We start from the raw sequence: 19,777 nt of genomic DNA, 5'->3' as shown, positions 1-19,777 counted from the left end.
CCCCGTCACCGGCGAGCCGGGTGCGGCGTCAGACCGTGCAGTTCCTGGCCGTGCCGGTGTTCACCTTGGCGCCGGTGAACTCCTCGATGATCGCGATGTTCTCGGGGGCGTAGTTCTTGGCGACGATCTTGGCCACGTCCGCACTGCCGAGTCTGGCGGCATGGGGCGCGGATTGATCCAGCCAGTAGGCCGTCCGAAGGAACTCGATGAGCACGAATTCGCGTAATTCGGGCTGTGCCTTGATCTTGGCCCAGTAATCGGGATGCTTCGTCTTGGCGACGCGCAGGTACAGCTGGAGGTAGCGCATGTTCGTGGCCGCGATGTCGCGGGAATTGCTCGCGCCCACTCCTTGGATGTACTCGGCGACGACGGTCGCCGCGGGCAATCCCATGAGCCCGGCGTTGAGTTCCGCGATGACACCTTGGATCCGGTAGGACCCCTGCTGCTGGTCGCGCAGGTAGATGTCGTCCATCGACCGCGTGAGATCGTCCGTGATCAGCGGGAGTATTTCGCGGCGCGGGAATCCGCCGTGGATCGGGACCTTCATCGCCTTGCGGGAAGCGTCGATCCAGGCGGAGACATAGACGTCCCAAGAGGTTCTCGAAGGATCCAGATCCCACATGTGGGTCTCTTCGTGGATCGCCACCATCAGGGACTCGGCGAGCGCGTTGAAACTGGTCTTGTTCACGAACTGGCTGAAGTACTTGTCCTTGGCCTGGGCGATCGCGAGGCCTTCGCCGCTGGGCCAGCGCCGCTTGTACACGGCCTGGATCGTCTGAAGCCACTTCGTGGACTGGAAACCGGCCTTTATGTCACTTACATCGGCTTTCGGCTGGACGGGTTCTTCATAACAGAAGGGGGCCGCCGTCTCTTGCGCGGCGGCGGACACGGGGAATGGGGAGAGGGACAGGACGAGGCACGCGGTCAGCACGGTAATGCGATTTCGGCGCATGAATTCCTCGGTTCACGGTAGGGTTTTCCGTGGTCGGACGGAAGTGTCCCCTATCGATCACCGTAACTTCAATGATCCGGCCCGTACTGCGGCTGGACAGGCTAGGAATTATGGCGGCGAACGGGCTATTCCGCGGCCAGCCGGGATCGGCGCATGCTGTAACCGAAGTAGATCAGCAGGCCGAGCGCCATCCAACCGGCGAAGACGATCCAGGTGGCGCCGTCGAGGCTGAGCATCATGTAGCCGCAGCACAGCACCCCGAGGATCGGCGTGACGGGGGAGAACGGCACCCGGAACGAGCGCGGTGCCTCCGGCTGTCGCCGTCGCAGCAGCAGGACGGCGACGTTCACCAGCCCGAAGGCGAAGAGCGTGCCGATGCTGGTGGCGTCGGCCAGCTTCCCGAGCGGGATGAACGCGGCCAGCGCCGCGACGAAACCGGAGACCACGAGGGTGTTGATCCGGGGCGTGCCGCTTTTGGGATCCACTTTGGACAGCGCGGCGGGCACCAGGCCGTCACGCGACATGGAGAACAGGATGCGCGTCTGTCCGTAGAGGACGGTCAGCACCACACTGGAGATCGCCACGATCGCGCCGACCGCGAGCAGCCCGGCCCACAACGGGTTGTCCGCCACGACGCCGAGCACATGCGAGAGCGCGGCCTCCTGGCCGTCGAACTCCTGCCACGGCAACGCGCCGACCGCGGCCACGGCGACCAGGCAGTACAGCACGGTGACGATGGCGAGCGAGAGCAGGATCGCCCGAGGCAGGTCGCGCTGCGGGTTCTTCGCCTCCTCGCCCGCCGTGGACGCGGCGTCGAAACCGATGTAGGAGAAGAAGAGTTTCGCGGCGCCCGCGCTCAGCCCGGCCAGGCCGAGCGGCAGGAACGGGGTGAAGTTCGCCGCCCGCACCGCCGAGAACGCGATCGCGCAGAACAGCACCAGCGTGCCGACCTTGATCACGACCATGATCGCGTTGGCCCGCGCGCTCTCCTTCGCACCCGACAACAACAGGAACATGGCGAGCAGCACGACGACGATGGCCGGGACGTTGACGATCCCGCCCGACCCCGGCGGCTGGCTCAACGCGTCGGGGATGGCGAAACCGAACGTCAGGCGCAGCAGTTCGTTGAGGTACTGCCCCCAGCCGACGGCGACCGACGCCACCGAGACGCCGTACTCGAGCACCAGACACCAGCCGCAGACCCAAGCGACCAGTTCGCCGAGCGTGGCGTACGCGTAGGAGTAGGACGAACCGGACACCGGGATCATCCCGGCCAGCTCGGCGTAGGAGAGCGCCGAGAACAGCGCGGTGACACCGGCCAGCACGAACGACAGCACGACCGCGGGGCCCGCGACGGGAACCGCTTCACCGAGTACGACGAAGATCCCGCTGCCCAGCGTCGCGCCGATGCTGAGCATGGTCAGCTGCCCGAGGCCGAGGGAACGCTTCAGCGTGCCGTGATCACCCTCGGTGATCAGGTCGGCGACCGGTTTACGCCGCACCGCCGCGGCTCGCAAATTCATGACGACGACCGTATCTGCCGCCTCGGAAGCCCCCGGGCCCGGCTATCGCCCGTCGAGCTGCCGGTCGTGCACCCTGCGCCAGACCAGCAAGGACACCACCGCGCCGCACAGGCAGAGGAACATGTCCCACTGGGTGTCCCAGACATCCCCTTGGGTGCCCAGGAAGTCGTCCGCGCCCGAACCGGCGAGGAGTGCGCTGGACCACTCCACGAATTCGAAGCCGGCGGCGATCGACAGGCAGACACAGACGGTCAGGAACGCGACCCAGCCGCCGGGGCGCAGTGGCGTCCGTCGCAGCAGCACCTCGCGGACGGCGACCGCGGGGACGAAACCCTGGACGAAGTGGGCGAACCGGTCGTAGTTGTTCCGCTGAGTGCCCATCCAGGCCTGGAACCACTCTCCGGCCGGCGTCTCGGCGTAGGTGTACTGACCGCCGTAACACAGCACGAACGCGTGCAGCACCAGCAGCCAGCACAGCAAACGGGTCAAGGGAAAGCGTTTGCGCAGTGCCACCACCAGCGGCAACCCGATCAGCACCCAGACGACTTCCAACAGCCACGTGCCGGGGGATTTCGCCTGGACGCCGGTCGCCACGAGTGCCGCGAGCACCGCGCCTGCCAGCAGGGTCCCTTCCGTCCGGCCGACACCGCGCACCATGGAAGGGACCCTACTTCGACCGACTCCGGCCCGCTCAGTTCAGCTTGCGCATGTCGGCGGGCAGACCGCCGCCGGCGTAGACGTCCTCGGTGAGCTTCGCCAGCGCGGTGAGCGCGACGTTCTGGCTGAACGGCCCGTAGGACACGCGGGAGACGCCGAGCTTCTGCGCGGTGGCCAGCGGGATCGAACCCGGGACGCCGATCAGGTTCACCTTGCGCTCGCCCAGCGCCTCGACCAGCCTGCCGACCTGGCTCTCGTCGAGCTTGCCGGGCACGAAGACGTTCGACGCGCCCGCGTCCAGATACGCGCGGCCACGGGCGATCGCGTCGGCAAGCACCTCCTCGGGGTCACGGTCGCCCGCCCGGAGGAAGGCGTCGGTGCGGGCGTTGAGGACGAAGTCGACCCCGGCGGACTGGGCGGCGGCGACCGCGGCCTCGACGGCCTTGACGGACTCGGCCAGCGGTTTCATCTGGTCTTCGAGGTTGCAGCCGACCGCGCCGACCTCGATCGCGCGGGCGACCGTGCCGCCCGGGTCGCCGTAACCCGCTTCCAGGTCGGCGGTGACCGGCAGATCGCCCGCCACCCGGACGACCAGGGCGACCTCGGAGATCATCTCGTCGCGGGGGATCACCTCGCCGTCGGGATAGCCGCGGGCGGCGGCGATACCGTGGCTCGGCGTGGCGAGCGCCTGTGTACCGGGGGTTTCGGCGACGACCTTCGCGGTGATCGCGTCCCAGACGTTGACGACGAGCAGCAGTTCGGGGGCGGCGTGCAACTCCTGCAGCCGCGTGGCCTTCTCGGCGGTGGAAACCATGCCTCCAATCTAGAGGTTGCACCCGGATCACGACGAGGAGATGAGTGCGCCAAACCTGTTACGCCCTGGGCCGAGGTCGCGACTGGTAGGCGAAGCACGTTCGAGGGAGGCCCCGTGGAGCTGACGATCAACGCCGCCGGCGACGAACAAGCGCTGACCGAGTTCTACAGCTGGCTCCGCGACGACGTCGACGTGGCGCGGTCCGCGACGATCAACCTCGCGGGGTCGCGGGACACGGGGGAGATGGGGGTCTTCGAGGTCATCTGCATGTCCATCGGATCCCTGACCGGATTGGCGAACCTGGGCATCGCTTGGGGAAACTTTCTTCGCTCCCGCAAGGAAACACCGCCGTTCACCATCACGATCGAGGGTGAGTTGACCGCGGAACAGCGGGCCATGCTCCGGAACCTGGATCTGCCATTCAACCGGCCGGGAGATGGCGAGTGACGGTGCACCAGGCGCAGCTTCCCGATCCGCGAAAGTCGAGGGCCGTCCTGGTCGGTGTCTCGGAGTACACGACACTCGAAGGTCTGCCTGGCGTCGAGAACAACATCGCGACGTTGCACGAGGCTATGACCGACCCGGAATTGTGGGGACTGCCTGCGGAGCATTGTGTCGCCCTGCTCAATCCAGCGTCTCCCGACGAGGTGCTTGATGTCGTCCACCAGGCCGCTTCGGAAGCCACTGACGCGTTGCTGTTCTACTACGCGGGACACGGCTTGCTGGACAACAGGCTCGAGTTGTACCTGGCGTTGCCGGGAGCCGACAACGATCGGCTGTACCGGGCGGTGCGTTACGACGACATCCGCCGCGAAGTTGTCGGGACCGCGTTGTCCTGTTACGGCAAAGTCGTGCTGCTCGACTGCTGTTACAGCGGCCGAGCCCTTCAAGGAGGCATGGGCGGTTCGGTAGACGATCTGGCGGATCAGGCCAGAGTGGACGGCACCTACCTGATGACCGCAACAGCCGAGACACGCAAGGCACTGGCGCCGCCAGGTGAGCGTTACACCGCGTTCACCGGCGCGCTCGTCGACAAGCTGACGCGTGGGCTGCCCGACGGTCCCGCCCTTCTCGACATGGAAACACTCTTCCATCACATGAAGGCGGATCTGCAAGCCCGGCACTTCCCCGTGCCGCAGCAACGCAGCCGCAACGACGGCAGAGCGATCGCGCTCGTGCGTAATCGGTGGGGCATCGGCCAGCGCGCGCCGGTGGAACGGCCGCGGGTCGAGCAGCGGGTGCTTCCGCAGATGCCGAAGGGTTTCGAAGCCTCGTTGAGGCACCGCCCTGTCGACATGTACGCCGTGGTACAGGAATTGCGAGCGCGCCGGCAGGACGAACTCGCTCAGCAGGTCCTTGCCGCTTGCGCCGCGACGCGGCCGGATCAAGAGGTCGCGGCGATCGTCGGGTTGCTTCGTCGCTCAGGAGCGACCACTGATGTGGTGAACGTGCTCGCGACGGCCGGGCGGCGCGAGCCCGATGACGTTCTGCGGATCGTGAACGCCTTGCACGACACAGATCTACCGAGCGAGGCGAGCCTTCTGATCCGCGAGGCCGGACACGGTGCGGTCGGTGACGCGGCCGCTTTGGCGCATCTGCTGCAGGAACACGGTCGCGCGGGAGACCTCGTGGAGCTGCTTGACGCGGCACTCGACTCCGCACAGGCCTCTTCGTCTTTGATCGATCTGGTCAACGCACTTTGGGTCGCCGGACTTCGCGATGAGGTCGACAGCTTGATCGAACGCACCGTGACCAAGCTGCCCGCGTCGGCGGTACTCGCGCTGGCCGACGAGCTGCGGTCAGTGGGCCGGGAAGAGACGGCTTTCGGTTTGTACGCGGCTTCCGCGGAAGCGGTGGCGTCGCGGCCACCCGAGGTCGCGGCCCAACTCTGCCACGCGATGATCGAGGCGGGCCGGACGGCTGATGGTGACCGGCTGGCGCAAGCGATCATCGACAGGACAACGGTGAGCCGGGAGGTTCTCGAGGTCGCACTCGCCTTCTGGAGTGTCGGTCAGGAAGGCCTCGCTGAACGCGTCTTGAGCCGAGCGGCTGAAGTCTTGTCGAACGCCGATGTGATCACTCTCGTGGCCGAGTTGAGGGCACGTGAACTCGACGACGCGGCACACCGATTCTGCTTGCGGGGGATGGTGAGCAGGTCCGCTCGATCCATTCAGGAGATCATCGCGGCGCTTCGTGACGAGGGCTGGCCGGTCCTCGCGAAGGAATTGCTGGAAGGGACGGCGGCTCAGGCGCCGCCGCGTACGGTCGTCGACCTTCTCAGGCTGTGTTCAACGGGCGACCGGCAGCGAGTCCTGCGTGTGTCGAGCGAACGTGAGCAGCATGATGTGGCGCAGTTGATGAAGATACTGGCGGCTGTGCATCCGGCCATCGCGAGGGAGTTCGCAGACCGGGTCATGACGAAGTTCACGACGGGGAACGAGATGGTTCCGGTCATCTTCCAAGGTCTCGATGAACAGGCCAAGGAGCAGATGCTTGCGAGTATCGTCGAAACGGGCGACGGCCCGGGACTCGTGACCTTGCTGAACGGGCTGTCCGCGGCGGACGCGAAGCATCTGATGTTCTTGACCGTCCGATCCGGCCCCGCCAAATTCTTGTCAGTCGAGTGCGAAATGGCTGAAAACCCCTCCAGATCGCGAGAATCGACGCTCGGCCTTCTTTTGGGGCAGCCGGTGACCAGGCTGGCGGAACTCATCAAGGGACTCTTACCCGCCTCTAACGGAAAGTACTATGTCGACGCCCTTCTGTCGGAGGTCGCGGAACCCGGTCGTGGATTTCCGGCCATTGCGCAAGAGGTGACCTTCCTCTTCGACGAGGACGAAGAGATGGTTGGAAGGCTTTTGCTGCACAAGGCATTGGCCGGGCGATCCGCGAACGATCTCGCGAGCTTCGTCCACGCGCTCCGCATCGAGGGGCGTCCCGTGGTGCTTGCGGCTGTAGCGGCGTGGGTGAAGGAGACCTACGACAGGGTCGGGGCGACCGATGGAATTCTGCGGCAGATCGGGCTCGCCGAATATGCCAGCCGTCGTTCCCTCTTCGGAAAACGTGGTAAGGACTGACGGCTCAAGCCCCGCTTCCCAGCCACCGCAACGTTTCCAGCGCCACGGCGACGTCCACCGCGTTCTCCGCCAACGGCCGGGGGAGCAGTTCGTCGGCCCGCGCCAGCCGCCGGACGACGGTGTTGCGGTGCGTGTAGAGCCGTTCCGCGGTCCGCGTCGTGTTGCCCAATTCGTGCACGTAGGTCCGCACGGTCTCCCGGGTCTCGGCGTCGGCGTGCCGGAGTTCGCCGAGGGTGTCCGCGATGAACTCGCCCGCCTGCGCCGGATCACCGGTGAGCAGCACGAGCAGCTGGATGTCCTGGTACCGCGCGATCTGCTGCGGCGAGGTGAGCCGGGCGAGCATCCGCTGGGTGGCGGCGGCGTCCAGATGGCTGCGGCGGAAGCCGTCGATCCCGCTGCCCGGCCGCCCGAGGGCGACCCGGACGTCGGGATGCGGCGCGAGGTCCTCGGCGAGCCGGTCCGTGCGCGGCGGCGTCCGGCCGGGCAGCCAGACCCACAACGCGGCGGCGCTCGCGACGACGGTCAGCCGGTGTGAGGCGCCGCTGGCGCGCATGAGCGTTTCCGCGGCGGTTTCGAGCTGCTGCGACGACGGGGTGACCGAGCCGCTCCAGACGATCGCGGCCGTATGCGGACCGGCGAGCGGGTAGCCGAGCTGGGCTTCGGCGCGCGAGCGGCTGATGGGCGCGCCTTCCAGCAGCAGCGTGACCGTCGCCCGCCGTTCGGCGTGGGCGCCGCGGGTCAGTTCCGTGCGTTCGGCGGCCATGCGTTCCGACACCGCGGCGACGGTGTCCTCGATGAACGTGGTGATGGACAGCGACGAGACGTCGAGCAGTTCGCGGAGCAGGACCGGATCCGACGTGAGGTCGAAACAGATCTCGATCCACCGGCGCCAGGCCACTCCTTGCGCCCGCCGGTAGGCGTCGAGGCCGCCGGAGTCGAAGCCGCGGCGCACCATGTCGCGGGCGCCGTCGAGCACCTCCTGGTTCAGGTTGGCGGAGACGCGTTTGCCGGGATGCTGCACGTTGGCGGCCGCCCAGTGCAGCAGATTCGCCAGATTGGCGCGTTTGGTCCCCTCGGTGAGCACGGGGTCCTCGGCGACCGCGCGCATGCTGTCGCCGCCGAGGGAGGCTTCGTGCAGCTCCTCGATCCATTCGGCGCGCGGATGCAGCACGATTTCCGCGCCCTGCCGGAAGAGGTCACGGGCCTCGGGCGACAGGATCGGCCACGGCGATGCGGCACTTTGCACCATGAGTGCAGCATGATGGTGCAGATAGCGCTAGCGCAACTCCACGTCCGCCCCGCATCGTGGAGAGAACCGAGACGAGGCTGGAGTACCGCATGACGACGAGCACACCCGTCGAGCACCTCGACGTGGTCATCATCGGTGCCGGGATTTCCGGGATCGGGGCCGCGCGCTACCTGAAGACCGAGAACCCGGGCAAGACGTTCGCCATCCTGGAGGCCCGCGGCACGTCCGGCGGCACCTGGGACCTGTTCCGCTACCCGGGTATCCGCTCCGACTCCGACCTCCACACCTTCGGCTACGAGTTCAAGCCATGGCGGGACAAGCAGTCGATCGCCGACGCGCCCCGGATCCTGTCCTACCTGCGCGAGACGATCGCCGAGAACGGCATCGAGCCCAGCATCCGCTACCACCACAAGCTGCTCTCGGCCGCCTGGTCGAGTGACGAGGCGCGCTGGCTGCTGGAGATCGAGCGGACCGACACCGGCGAGCGCACCCGGCTCAGCGCGGGCTGGCTGTTCAACGCGGGCGGCTACTACCGCTACGACGAGGGCTTCACCCCGCGCTTCGAAGGCCGCGACCGCTTCGCCGGCACGATCGTGCACCCGCAGCACTGGCCGGAGGACCTCGACTACGCGGGCAAACGCGTCGTCGTGATCGGCAGCGGCGCCACCGCGGTCACCCTGATCCCGGCGATGGCGGGCACCGCGGCGCACGTGACGATGCTGCAGCGCACCCCGACGTACGTGATGCCGGTGCCGCGCGAGGACAAGATCGCGAACGGCCTGCGCAAGATCCTCGGCGACGAGCGGGCGTACGCGCTCACCCGCCGCAAGAACATCCGCAAGGGACTCGCGGTCTGGCAGTTCTGCCAGAAGTTCCCGAAGACCGCCCGCGGCCTCATCCGGTATGTCAACAAGAAGCAGCTTCCCAAGGACTATCCGGTCGACGAGCATTTCAACCCGCCGTACGACCCGTGGGACCAGCGGCTGTGCGCGGTGCCCGGCGGCGACCTGTTCGCCGCGATCCGCAAGGGGCAGGCCGACGTCGTCACCGACAAGATCAAGACGTTCACCGAGAAGGGCATCCTGCTCGAATCCGGGCGCGAGCTGGAGGCGGACATCATCGTCACCGCCACCGGCCTGAACCTCCAGGTGTTCGGCGGGGCGAAGCTCAGCGTCGACGGGAAACCGGTGATCCTGCCGGAAACCGTCGCGTACAAGGGAATGATGCTCTCCGACGTGCCGAACGCCGCCTTCGCGATCGGCTACACGAACTCGTCGTGGACGCTCAAGATCGGCCTGCTGTGCGAGCACTTCTGCCGCCTGCTGGCGCATATGGACACCCACGGCTACGACGTCTGCCGTCCCGTCCTCGCCGATCCGGACATGCCGACGAAGCCGTTCCTGGACTTCGCCGCGGGATACGTGCAGCGCGCTCTCGACCAGCTCCCGCGTCAGGGTGACCGCATGCCGTGGCTGACTTCGATGAGCTACCACTCGGACATCAAACTGCTGCGTGCGGACGACATCACCGATCCCGAGCTGCACTTCTCCCGTGCCAAGGTCCGTGAGGCGGTGGGCTCGTGACCGACAGCTTCGCCGACCTCCCCGGCGGCCCGCGGCTCTGCTACCGCGAGGACGGCCCGGCCGACGGGGTGCCGCTGGTGCTGATCGCCGGCCTCGGCCTGGACCTCACGTCGTGGCCGCGGGAAATGATCGACGGTTTCACCCGCCGCGGCTTCAGGGTCGTCCGGTTCGACAACCGGGACGCGGGCCGTTCGGATCGCATCAAGGCGCCGAATCCGGGCAAACTCCGGCAACTGCTGGCCAAACCGCTGCCCGGCGCGTACGACCTCGGCGACATGGCGGCGGACACCGTCGGCCTGCTGGACCACTTGGGCATCGAGAAGACGCATTTGGTCGGCATGTCGATGGGCGGCATGATCGCCCAGACCGTCGCCGCCCGGAACCCCGGCCGCGTCCTGTCGCTGACGTCGATCTTCTCCACCACCGGACATCGCCGCGTCGGGCAGCCCGCGAAGTCGACGTTGGTGCGCATGGCGAGGCGGCCCGCCCGGACGGTCGAAGAATCCGTGGTGGGGCACCTGTCGCTGATGGGGCACCTCGGTTCGGCCACGTTCCCGCTGGACAAGGACGTCGAAGCGGCCTGGGCCGAAGGACTGTGGGAGCGCGCCGGGGGACGGCGTGCTCGCAGCGGTATCGCCCGCCAGATCGGCGCGATCCAGGCCAGCGGCGACCGCGGCGCCGAACTCGCCCGCATCAGCTGCCCGACGGTCGTGATCCACGGCGACACCGACCGGATGGTCCACCACAGCGGCGGTCGCGCGACCGCCAAGGCCATCAACGGCTCCCGCTACGTCGAAATCCCGGGGATGGGGCATCACATCGCCCCGGGTCTCGTCGACCGGCTCGTCGAGCTCACCGCCGAAGTGGCCCTCGATCCGGCAGGAGAAACCCGATGAGCAGCGTTCGCGGCAAGGTCGCCGTCGTCACCGGCGCCGGTTCCGGCATCGGCCGTCAGCTGGCGCTCGAACTCGCCCGGCGCGGAGCGCGGCTCGCGGTGTCCGATGTGGACGAAAGCGGGCTGGCCGAGACCGTCGCCGAGGTCAAGGCCCTCGGCGCGGAAGTGCAGGGCGCCGCACTGGACGTCAGCGACCGGGCGGCCGTGCAGGAGTACGCGACCACCGTCGCCGGGCAATTCGGTGTGGTGCACCAGATCTACAACAACGCGGGGATCGCGGGTGGCGGGCAGACCGTGCTCGACGCCGAATGGGAACTGTACGACCGCACGCTCGCGGTCAACCTCTTCGGCGTCATCAACGGCACCAAGGCCTTCCTGCCGCATCTGATCGAATCCGGTGACGGCCAGGTCGTGAACATCTCCAGCCTCAACGGTTTCATGGCCCAGCCGACGCTCAGCGCCTACTGCGCCAGCAAGTTCGGCGTCCGCGGGTTCACCGAGGCGCTGCGCACCGAGATGATCGCGGGCAGGCATCCGGTCCGGGTCACGGTCGTCCACCCGGGCGGCGTCAAGACCGGCATCGCCTCGGCGGCACTGAAGGAAGCCGAGGCGCGCGGCATCGAGCCCACCGCCGAACAGCGGGAACGCGTCCGCGTGTACAACGAAAAGCTGCTGAAGATGCCTGCGGATCAGGCCGCCCGCATCATCGTCGACGGCGTCGAGGCGGGGAAACCGCGGGTGCTCGTCGGAAACGACGCGAAACTGGTCGACCGGCTCGTCCGGTTGCTCCCGCGGCGGTATCCGAAACTGATCGTCGACTTCGAACGGCGGCGCCTCGCCCGTTAGCCCTCGACGCTCCGGTGCCCGAACAGGCCGAGCAGCCAGGTGTAGCGGACGGCTTCGCGTGCCTGGCCGTAGGCGTCCGAAGTGCCGATCCAGATGGCCTGCGTGATCAGCTCGATGGTGGCGGCGACGACCGTCCGCGCGGTGAACGGCGGCGGTGACGGCAGCGTGGGATCGGTGGCGCGCAACCATTCCGCCGTCCGGTCGAAGACGGCCTCACCGGCACGCAAGGTCTTCTCGCGTGCTTCGAGCCCCGCGTCGCCGAGCGCGTAGATCTCCAGCAGCGCGGCGCGGACCGCGGTGGGACGCCGATGCACGTAGTCGACGAGGAAATCGCAGCAGACGGCGACGGCGTCCAGCGGAGTGGCTGCCTCGGCGCCCGCGGCGACGCCCTGCGTGATGAACTCGGTGGTGATCTCGCGATAGGCGGCGAGGAACGCGTCCTGTTTGCCGGTGAACTGCTCGTAGAACGAGGTCCGTGACACGCCCGCCGTGGCGGTGATGTGGCCGACGGTGGTGGCGACGTAGCCGCGTTTGCCGGTGTTCTCCAGAACCGCGTCGATCAGCCGGGCCCGCTGGGTTCCGGCGACCTCGTCGCGGCTGAGGTTGTGCGGCCCCTTCGGCAGCTTGCGGTGCTCGGTCACGTGCGGCACCGTACCGGTCCCCGAAATCCGTGAAGGCCTCCTTAAGGGACCCAGAGTCCCTCAAGGAGGCCTTCACGGACCGAGCGGTCAGCTGACCGGCACCTCCGGGGCGAGGGAATTGCCGGGCGCGATCTTCCCGCAGCTGGACGGCGCGGTCTTGCCCGCGAACCGGTCGTTGAGCCAGCCGATGGCCTGCGGCGCCCAGGCGACGGCCGCCCCGACGTGGCTCAGCAGGTCGTACTGGTCGTACTTGATCGACTTGTTGCCGGTGTCGCAGTACTGCCGGGCGAGCGAGCGCACGTCACCGGCGACCATCACGCCGTCACCGGTCCCGATCCCCGGCGGGTTGCCGAAAGTGCCTTCCACGACACCGTTGTTGCCCTGCGCGATGTAACCGGGCACGGTCGGTGTCGGCGCGGAACCGAGGTTGATCTTGTTCACGGCCTCGACGTACGGCAGCACCTTGTTCGGGTTCGTGTACTCGGGTTTGACGAATTTCTCCCACGTCAGCCCGGGATAACGGCCGAGCGCGTCGACGATCGACGCCTTCTCCATGTCCTTGAGCACCTGGAGCCCGTACGAATTCGCGTACGGCTTGAGATCGATGTCGAAAGACCGTGAGACGCCGATGAGCGCCATCGGGATGACACCGGTCCACGCGACACTGCCGTTGACGTATTTGAGATTGTGCGACGGTTTGACGAGCACTCCGCCTTCGGTGAAACCGACGAGGTTCTTGTTGACCTCGGGCGCGTAATCCGGTGCGAGCGCGGCCGCCCAGCCGGTCGCGATGGCGCCGCCCGAATAGCCGATGAGCCCGAACCGGGTCTTGTCGTTCATTCCCGTCCCCGGCGACCTCGTCGCGGCGCGGATGGAATCGAGCGTGTTCGTCCCGTATTCCGGCCCGGCGGCGAAGTTCGCCTTCTGGCCTTCGGTGTCGGGGATGACGACGTTGTAGCCCAGCAGCAGCGCGGGCGCGATGAACAGCGACTCCGCGTTGGCGATCAGGCCGCCGAGCGAGACGTCGCCGGCGATCGCCCTCGACGGGCCGTGCTCGGGATTCAGTGAATCGTAGAACGATTGGTACGAAACGGCTTTGGTGCTGTCGCCGGTGAGGCTGCGCAGCACCGAGGTGACGTTGGCGGACGGCTTCCCCTGCGCGTCGGTGGACCGGTAGAGCAACTGGGTCACCTTGAGCGGCGTGGAAATGCCGAGGACGTGGTAATTGAGCGTCCGGGTCTTCAGCACGGTCCCGGGGCTGTACGAAGACAACGGTTCGCTGCCGTCGTAACTGTAGAACGGATCGGTGGCGGGGGCGGCGGAGGCGGCGGGCGCGGCGGCGAAACCGACGATGAGGGCGATCGCGACGGCCAGCAGACGAGCGGGCTTTCGGGTCATGACTCCCCTTTGAATCATGAAGTGGATCACGTTTGGATTCCCGGAACCTACCAGCCGGTAACCGATGATGTACAGGGTCGTACACCATTTATTGTCGCGACATTGACCTTTCTCCCGCTCCTGTTTGGACGGAGCACGGCTCGGACAGGGTGCGGGTTGTGATCCAGCACAAAAGCGGCAACGCGATCAACGGAATCAAGGCCGTCTGCAGAGAAGTGTGGTCGGCGACCGTTCCGATGACGGGACTCGCGAGACCGCCGATGCTGACCGTCAGGCCGAGGGTGACGCCGCTGGCGGTGCCGACCCGCGTGGGGAGGTAGTCCTGGGAGAGGGTTATCTGCAACGAGAAGGGGATGTACAGGCTCACCGCGGCCAGCAGGACGAAGGCGAAGAAGGCCGGGCCCGGCACGAACACGACTCCCGCGACCGCGCCGACGGTGGCCAGGTACGACCAGCGGATCACGGCGACCCGGCCCCGGCGTCCGGCCAGCCTGCTTCCCAGGAGGGTGCCCACGGCGCCGCCGACATAGAGCACGAACAAGGCGGCGCTGCCCGTTGTCGTGCCGCCGCCGGTCCGCTGCTGGGCGTAGAGGGAGACGAACGTGCTCAGCCCGACGAACACGATCGAGCGGCAGACGACCGCCGCCGACAGTTTCGCGAACGACCTCCAGTCGTCGACGCCGACGGCGTCCGACCGCGAGTCGCCGCTGCCGGCCTTTCGCGTGAGGGCGCGCAGTACGGGCAGGCAGAGCACGGAGCCGGCCAGTGCGGGAACGACGAGCAGTGGCGACATCCGGAGCCCGCCCAGCGCCATGACCGCGGCGACGAGGACGGGCGCGGCGGCGAACCCGATGTTCCCGCCGAGGGAGAACCAGCCCATGGCGGTATGCCCGCCGCCGCCCGCGATCCTCGCGACCCGTGCGGCCTCCGGGTGGTAGGCGGCCACGCCGATTCCCGACAGGGCGACGAAAACGAGCGTCAGCGCGTACGAGTCGACCAGCCCGCCGAGTCCGATCCCGAGGCCGCCGAGGAGGGTGGCCGACGGCAGCAGCCACGGCATCGCCCAGCGATCGGTCAGCGCGCCGAACAACGGCTGCGCCACCGACGACAGCAGCGACGCGGCGAGCACGATGCCCGACACCGCCGCGTATCCGTAGGCACGTTCGGCCGCGAAGAACGGCACCAGCGCGGCGACCGAACCTTGATACACATCCACACACGCGTGCCCGGCCGAGAGCAGGGCGATCGCTTTGATCTTCGGCATCCCGTCATGCTCGTCGCGGGCGCCGGTGTCGCGCTTCCGATAAAATGACAAACGATGACGGAAATCCGCCACCTCCCCGCGGCGCCGACCCAGGTCCGGTCCCTGGCCTCCGGCACGATCGTCGACGCGCACCGCCACGACGAGCACCAAGTCGTCTACGCCGCCCGTGGCGTCCTGGCCATCACGACCGACAAGGGTTCCTGGGTCGCCCCGGCCACGAGGGCGATCTGGGTGCCCGCCGGGACCGTGCACGCCCATCAGGCACACGGCGACCTCGAACTCCGGCTGGTCGGTCTACCCGCCACGGTGAACCCGTTGCGGCTGAACGAACCGAGCGTGCTGGCCGTCGGCCCGCTCCTGCGTGAACTCATCCGCGCGTACACCGATCCGCCGCGCGACGACACCCCGGAACGCCGCCGTCTGCGCGCGGTCCTGCTCGATCAGCTGCGCGCTTCGCCGCAGCAACCCCTGCACCTGCCGACGCCCGACGACCCGCGGCTGCGCGCACTGTGCGAGATCCTCAGCGCCGATCCGGCCGACAACCGGACGCTGGCCGCCCTCGGCACCCGGGTCGGGGCCAGTGACCGCACGCTGGCCCGGCTCTTCAAAGCCGATCTCGGCATGACGTTCCCGCAGTGGCGCACGCAATTGAGGCTCTACCGTGCTTTGGTCCTCCTCGCCGAGGACACTTCGGTGACCGCGGTGGCGCATGCCTGCGGCTGGTCGTCCACCAGCGCGTTCATCGACGTCTTCCGCCGCGCCTTCGGGCACACGCCGGGCACGCACTACGACCGGTGAACGCGAAAGCGGGGCCGGTCCACAATGGACCGGCCCCGCTTCGTCGTTCGTTTCTTACGCCTCGCTACGGCGACGGCGCACCAGCAGCACCATCAGCACACCCGCGCCGAGGAGCGCGCCACCGATGACCAGCGGCATGGTCGCGGAGGCACCGGTGTTGGCCAGCTCGTTGCCGCCACCCGACTCGGCGCCACCGGGGGTGGTGGGCGCCGGGGTGTCGGTGGCGGGCGCGCCACCCTGCTTCCAGGCCGCGGTCGCGTTCGCGACGACCGAGGTCTTCTCGGACTCCGCCACGATCAGGGACTGGGCGGGCACCTTGGCGTAGTTCTCGCCCACGAACAGGCGACCGGTGTCGAGGTGGCCGCTGACCTTCAGCGAGAACGAGCCGTTGCCGTCCTTGGCGTCCTTGGGAACGTCGACGTAGACCTTGGTGCCGTCCTTGATGGCGGCGGCCTTGATCTCCTTGCCGTCGGCGTCGGTGACCTTGACGCCCTCGGGCAGCTTGCTCGTCAGCTCGGTGATGTCACCGTTGGTGGCGATGCTGAACGGACCGATCTTGGAGCCGGTCGCGCCGGAGGCCTTGGCCGGGCCGATGTCGAGGGTCGGCTTCGGCTGCGCCCCGATGCCGACGTTCTGCTTGCCGGTGAGGTAGTCGTAGACGGCCAGCACGTCGGCGGACTCTTCGGCGCTCTCGTAGGGCAGCGGCTTCTTGCGGTCGAGGTCCTTGCCGTCACTGAAGTGCCAGACGGCGGCCTGCGTCGCGGTGACCGCCTCCTCGACGGACAGGCCGTCGGTCAGCTTGACGTCCTTGCCGAGCGCGCCCTCGAGCGCCTTCACGGCGACGGCCGGGTAGCCGTGGTGCAGGACCCAGTTGATCTTCGAGTTGTTCTTGTTGAACGGCGAAGCGGCGTCCGGGTACTTGTTCCACGGACGTTCGATCATGTCCTGATCGGTGCGCATGCCGACCTCGACCTGCACGCAGTACATCTTGAGCTTGCTGCCGTCGGAGAGCTTCAGCCCGAACAGCTTCGTGACGTAGTGCTGCCCGCCCTCGAAGTTGACGCTGAAACCCTCGGTGCCGGAACCCTCGACGACCCGGCCCCGCGCCGCGCCGTCGTCGGCGAGGGCGGCCGGAGCGGCCATCGTCAGCGCGACGGCCGCGGTGGCGACCGCGATCCCGCCACGAACCAGAACTGACCTGCCGTGCATGTGTCTCCCATCCGAATACGGACCACGAATCCCAGTGCCGCATGCGACCACAGGCCCCGACCGCAACGGCTCGCCCGGATGGGGGATGACTAATCCCATCGAGCGAGAGCGGAGCATACAGAAGTCACACAAGTGGCTACTCGGGGGTATGGCTCATGTCCGAATTGCCCCGAAAGAAGAGTGAACCGCAGGAAAACGATCTTGGGCGAGTAGATGACCCAGGTCCGTGGTCGTCACGCTCCGTCGGATGAGCCCGCCGCGCGAACGTCCGGCGGGGGAATCGCGCGGAAACGGAACCGTCCCGGGTATTCCGGAGCGTTTCCGATAACGTTCTTTCTTGTCGACCGGTTTCGATTGTTCGCGGAAATGGAAGTGTCCGAGATCACTGTATGTGGTGATGTCGTCGATGCCTCCTGCATCGAGGCGTATGCGGGGCGCGGAGGCCGATGCCTTGGTTCTTTCGGGTAGATGTACCTCGTTCGCCGGGAGGGAACCCGCTCGGCGAGGTAGACAGGGAGGTTCGGGCATTGCCGGGAGTTCTCGGGTCCGGGAATTGCGCGGACAAAAGAAAACGGCCGTGTGGGGAGACACGAGCATGCGATCTTTGACGCGTGACCCACGATTCTGTTCGTCGTGGAAGTCCGTTCTCGAACGTGGAGAACCGCGGCCGCGCAATTCACGCTCGGATCGCCGCCCGCCAAGGTGTGGTCATGGGAGATGACCTCGGCTCGGCGACCGTCGAGCGATCACTCTCCGGTACCCCGGTTCCCCGTCAGTTGCCTCCGGTCCCCGCGCACTTCACGAGCAGGATCGCCGAACTCGAAGCGCTCGACTCGGCCGCCGCCGGTCAGGAGGACGATTCGCTCGACCGGTCGCCCGCGGTGACCGTGGTGGTCGGGCCCGGTGGAGTGGGCAAGACCGCGCTCGCGGTCACGTGGGCGGTGCGGAACGCCGGACGCTTCCCGTCGGGCCAGCTGTACGCGGATCTACGCGGGTTCTCACCGGAGACGGCCGTGCCGCCCGAGGACGCGCTCGGAGCGTTCCTGCGGGCATTGGGTGTTCCGCCGGAGCGGGTCCCGGTCGGGCTGGCCGAGCAGGCGGCGCTGTTCCGGACCACCACCGCGGGGATGCGGCTGCTGCTCGTGGCGGACAACGCGATCTCGGCCGCGCAGGTGCGGCCGTTGATCCCGGCCTCGTCGGGCTGCGTCGTGGTGGTCACCAGCAGGCTGAGGCTGGACGGCCTGCACGCGGAGGGCGCGCGGTTCGTCGACATGGCGCCGCTGCCGGAGGAGCACGCCGTCGAGCTGCTGACGCGTTCGGTGGGCGAATCGCGGGTGGCGGGGGAACTCCCGGAGGTGACCACGCTGGCGGCATTGTGCGGACGGCTGCCGATCGCGCTCCGGGTGGCGGGGGCGAGGTTGGCGTCGCGGCCGAAATGGCCGGTGGCGAGGATGGTGGCGGAGCTCCGTGACGAACGGGTGCGGTTGACGAAGCTGTCGCCGGTGGGGGAGGCGTCGTTGACGGCCACCTTCGACTCGTCCTATTCGGCCTTGTCGCCGCACGCGGCCAGGCTTTACCGGCTGGCGGGCGAGTATCCGGGGCTGACGATCGAAGTGGGGGCGGCGGCCGCCGCGGCGCGGGTCTCCGAAAACGAGGCCGCGGACGGGCTCCAAGAGCTGGCGGACGCCAGCCTCCTCGAGGAGGTCGGCGAGCGTGGCTACCGCTTCCACGATCTGGTGCGGTTGCACGCGCGGGCCCTGCCGGACGACGAACGGTTCGAAGTCGTCGCCCGTATCGCGGACTGGTACCTGCACCGGATGACGCGGGCGAACCTGGCGGTGATCCCGATGCGGTGGACGGTCGGTGCCGTGCGCGCCCGGTACGAGGCCGCGCCCGCGTTGTTCGCCACGGGTGCCGAAGCCCTTCACTGGCTGGACGAACGGCTGCCGGACATCATCGAGGTGCTCGAAGAGACGTCCGCGCTGGGGCAGGACGAACTCGCCTGGCAGCTGTGCGAAGCCCTCTGGGAACTGTTCCTCTACCGCAAGCACTATCAGCTTTGGCTCCGGACGCACGAGGTCGGCATCGCCGCGGCACACCGGTGCGGCCACACGATCGCCGAAGCACGATTGCGCTGTCAGCTGGCCCGTGCCCATCTGGACCTGGGACGGTTCGAAGCGGCCGAAACCGAATGTCTGAAGGCCGCGGACCTGGCGAGGGGAGCCGGGAGCCGCCACAACGAGTCCGTGGCCCTGGACCAGCTGGGCATGGCGGCACAAGGCCGTGGCGACTTCGAGCGGGCGGTCGGGTTCTTCGGCCAGAGCCTCGTGATCGAGAGGGAACTCGGGATCGAGCGTGGCGTCGCCCAGCGGCACCGCCGGATCGGCGAGGCGTTGCTGCAGGCGGGCCGGACCGCCGACGCCACCCGGCACCTGCGCCTCGCCCGAGAGCTGTTCACGGGAATCGGCGATGTGAAGGGCGAGGCCGAGGTCACCCTGTCGCTGGCGCGGATCGACGCGCGAGCGGGCGAGATCACCGCGGCGAAACGTGAACTGGCCCGCGCCGCCGCGGTGTTCGACGAGTCAGGTTCGGCCGCCTATCAGTCCGATGTACTGGTGGCGTTCGCCGAGGTCGCTGAGCTCGAGGGTGATTTCGGTGCCGCCCGTGCCCAGCTGATCGAAGCACTCGACCTGTGCGGCCCGACCGGCGGTCTGCGGGTACAGCGGGCCCGTGCCCGGCTGGATGCCTTGGCCGCGCGGCGCGACCATCCGCAACAGCCCGAGCCGACGGCCGGCGAGTAGCCACAGATAGGCTCCCGCGCCCGCCAGTTCGGCGGACACGCACGGGAGGACGATCACGTCTCCCGTGCGG

The 19,777-nt window shown here is 67.9% G+C and carries 16 protein-coding genes; 7 read left to right on the top strand and 9 right to left on the bottom strand.

Features of this window, described 5'->3' with window-relative positions; translation table 11 throughout:
• Positions 1–28: 28 nt before the first annotated feature.
• The 4 genes from AJAP_RS28440 to AJAP_RS28425 form a co-directional block, all read right to left on the bottom strand.
• The gene (locus AJAP_RS28440) at positions 29–763 is read right to left on the bottom strand and encodes a hypothetical protein (RefSeq protein WP_038516961.1); all 735 of its coding nucleotides are present in this window, start codon (positions 761–763) and stop codon (positions 29–31) included.
• 314 nt (positions 764–1,077) lie between these two features.
• Complete coding sequence (locus AJAP_RS28435; RefSeq protein ID WP_038516959.1) at positions 1,078–2,475, bottom strand: amino acid permease; 1,398 nt, start codon at positions 2,473–2,475, stop codon at positions 1,078–1,080.
• A 42-nt stretch (positions 2,476–2,517) separates the two neighbouring features.
• Positions 2,518–3,132: a DUF2238 domain-containing protein gene (locus AJAP_RS28430; protein WP_038516957.1), complete on the bottom strand. Its 615-nt coding sequence runs from the start codon at positions 3,130–3,132 to the stop codon at positions 2,518–2,520.
• Between the two features lie 34 nt (positions 3,133–3,166).
• Entirely contained in the window at positions 3,167–3,946 is a 780-nt protein-coding gene (locus AJAP_RS28425; protein ID WP_038516954.1) for an isocitrate lyase/PEP mutase family protein, read from the bottom strand.
• A 114-nt stretch (positions 3,947–4,060) separates the two neighbouring features.
• On the opposite strand from AJAP_RS28425, the gene AJAP_RS28420 reads away from it, so the two are divergent.
• Complete coding sequence (locus tag AJAP_RS28420; protein WP_038516952.1) at positions 4,061–4,393, top strand: effector-associated constant component EACC1; 333 nt, start codon at positions 4,061–4,063, stop codon at positions 4,391–4,393.
• Positions 4,390–7,023, top strand: coding sequence for a caspase family protein (locus tag AJAP_RS28415; RefSeq protein WP_228694613.1), 2,634 nt, complete (start codon positions 4,390–4,392; stop codon positions 7,021–7,023). The genes AJAP_RS28420 and AJAP_RS28415 overlap by 4 nt, the downstream gene beginning before the upstream one ends.
• A 4-nt stretch (positions 7,024–7,027) precedes the next feature.
• On the opposite strand, the gene AJAP_RS28410 is transcribed toward AJAP_RS28415, so the two are convergent.
• Complete coding sequence (locus tag AJAP_RS28410) at positions 7,028–8,272, bottom strand: PucR family transcriptional regulator (RefSeq protein WP_038516950.1); 1,245 nt, start codon at positions 8,270–8,272, stop codon at positions 7,028–7,030.
• A gap of 89 nt (positions 8,273–8,361) precedes the next feature.
• On the opposite strand from AJAP_RS28410, the gene AJAP_RS28405 reads away from it, so the two are divergent.
• Genes AJAP_RS28405 through AJAP_RS28395 form a run of 3 tightly spaced genes read left to right on the top strand, consistent with a single transcriptional unit; the run spans position 8,362 to position 11,596 of the window.
• Complete coding sequence (locus tag AJAP_RS28405) at positions 8,362–9,855, top strand: flavin-containing monooxygenase (RefSeq protein WP_038516948.1); 1,494 nt, start codon at positions 8,362–8,364, stop codon at positions 9,853–9,855.
• The gene (locus tag AJAP_RS28400; protein ID WP_038516946.1) at positions 9,852–10,751 is read left to right on the top strand and encodes an alpha/beta fold hydrolase; all 900 of its coding nucleotides are present in this window, start codon (positions 9,852–9,854) and stop codon (positions 10,749–10,751) included. Before AJAP_RS28405 ends, AJAP_RS28400 begins: the two co-directional genes overlap by 4 nt.
• Positions 10,748–11,596: an SDR family NAD(P)-dependent oxidoreductase gene (locus AJAP_RS28395; protein WP_038516943.1), complete on the top strand. Its 849-nt coding sequence runs from the start codon at positions 10,748–10,750 to the stop codon at positions 11,594–11,596. Before AJAP_RS28400 ends, AJAP_RS28395 begins: the two co-directional genes overlap by 4 nt.
• On the opposite strand, the gene AJAP_RS28390 is transcribed toward AJAP_RS28395, so the two are convergent.
• From AJAP_RS28390 to AJAP_RS28380, 3 genes are all read right to left on the bottom strand, one after another.
• Entirely contained in the window at positions 11,593–12,237 is a 645-nt protein-coding gene (locus tag AJAP_RS28390; protein ID WP_228694611.1) for a TetR/AcrR family transcriptional regulator, read from the bottom strand. The two genes, AJAP_RS28395 and AJAP_RS28390, sit on opposite strands and share 4 nt — an antisense overlap.
• An 87-nt stretch (positions 12,238–12,324) precedes the next feature.
• Positions 12,325–13,635 carry a lipase family protein gene (locus AJAP_RS28385; RefSeq protein WP_038516938.1) on the bottom strand — a complete coding sequence of 437 codons (1,311 nt, stop codon included), beginning with the start codon at positions 13,633–13,635 and terminating at the stop codon, positions 12,325–12,327.
• Positions 13,636–13,723: 88 nt separating this feature from the next.
• Positions 13,724–14,899, bottom strand: coding sequence for an MFS transporter (locus AJAP_RS28380; protein ID WP_038516936.1), 1,176 nt, complete (start codon positions 14,897–14,899; stop codon positions 13,724–13,726).
• 54 nt (positions 14,900–14,953) lie between these two features.
• Between AJAP_RS28380 and AJAP_RS28375 the strand changes: the two genes are divergently transcribed.
• The gene (locus AJAP_RS28375) at positions 14,954–15,697 is read left to right on the top strand and encodes an AraC family transcriptional regulator (protein WP_038516934.1); all 744 of its coding nucleotides are present in this window, start codon (positions 14,954–14,956) and stop codon (positions 15,695–15,697) included.
• Between the two features lie 54 nt (positions 15,698–15,751).
• Here the strand turns inward: AJAP_RS28375 and AJAP_RS28370 are convergent, their stop codons facing one another.
• On the bottom strand, positions 15,752–16,906 hold the full coding sequence (locus tag AJAP_RS28370) for a thioester domain-containing protein (protein ID WP_038516932.1): 1,155 nt from the start codon (positions 16,904–16,906) through the stop codon (positions 15,752–15,754).
• A gap of 710 nt (positions 16,907–17,616) precedes the next feature.
• Here AJAP_RS28370 and AJAP_RS28365 point away from each other — a divergent pair.
• Positions 17,617–19,707: a tetratricopeptide repeat protein gene (locus AJAP_RS28365; protein WP_051972626.1), complete on the top strand. Its 2,091-nt coding sequence runs from the start codon at positions 17,617–17,619 to the stop codon at positions 19,705–19,707.
• Positions 19,708–19,777: the final 70 nt, after the last annotated feature.

The sequence above is a fragment of the Amycolatopsis japonica genome (assembly GCF_000732925.1).
GTDB lineage: Bacteria > Actinomycetota > Actinomycetes > Mycobacteriales > Pseudonocardiaceae > Amycolatopsis > Amycolatopsis japonica.
The sequence above is the reverse complement of the archived record's forward strand: the minus strand, read 5'-3'. Positions and strand labels throughout refer to the sequence as shown.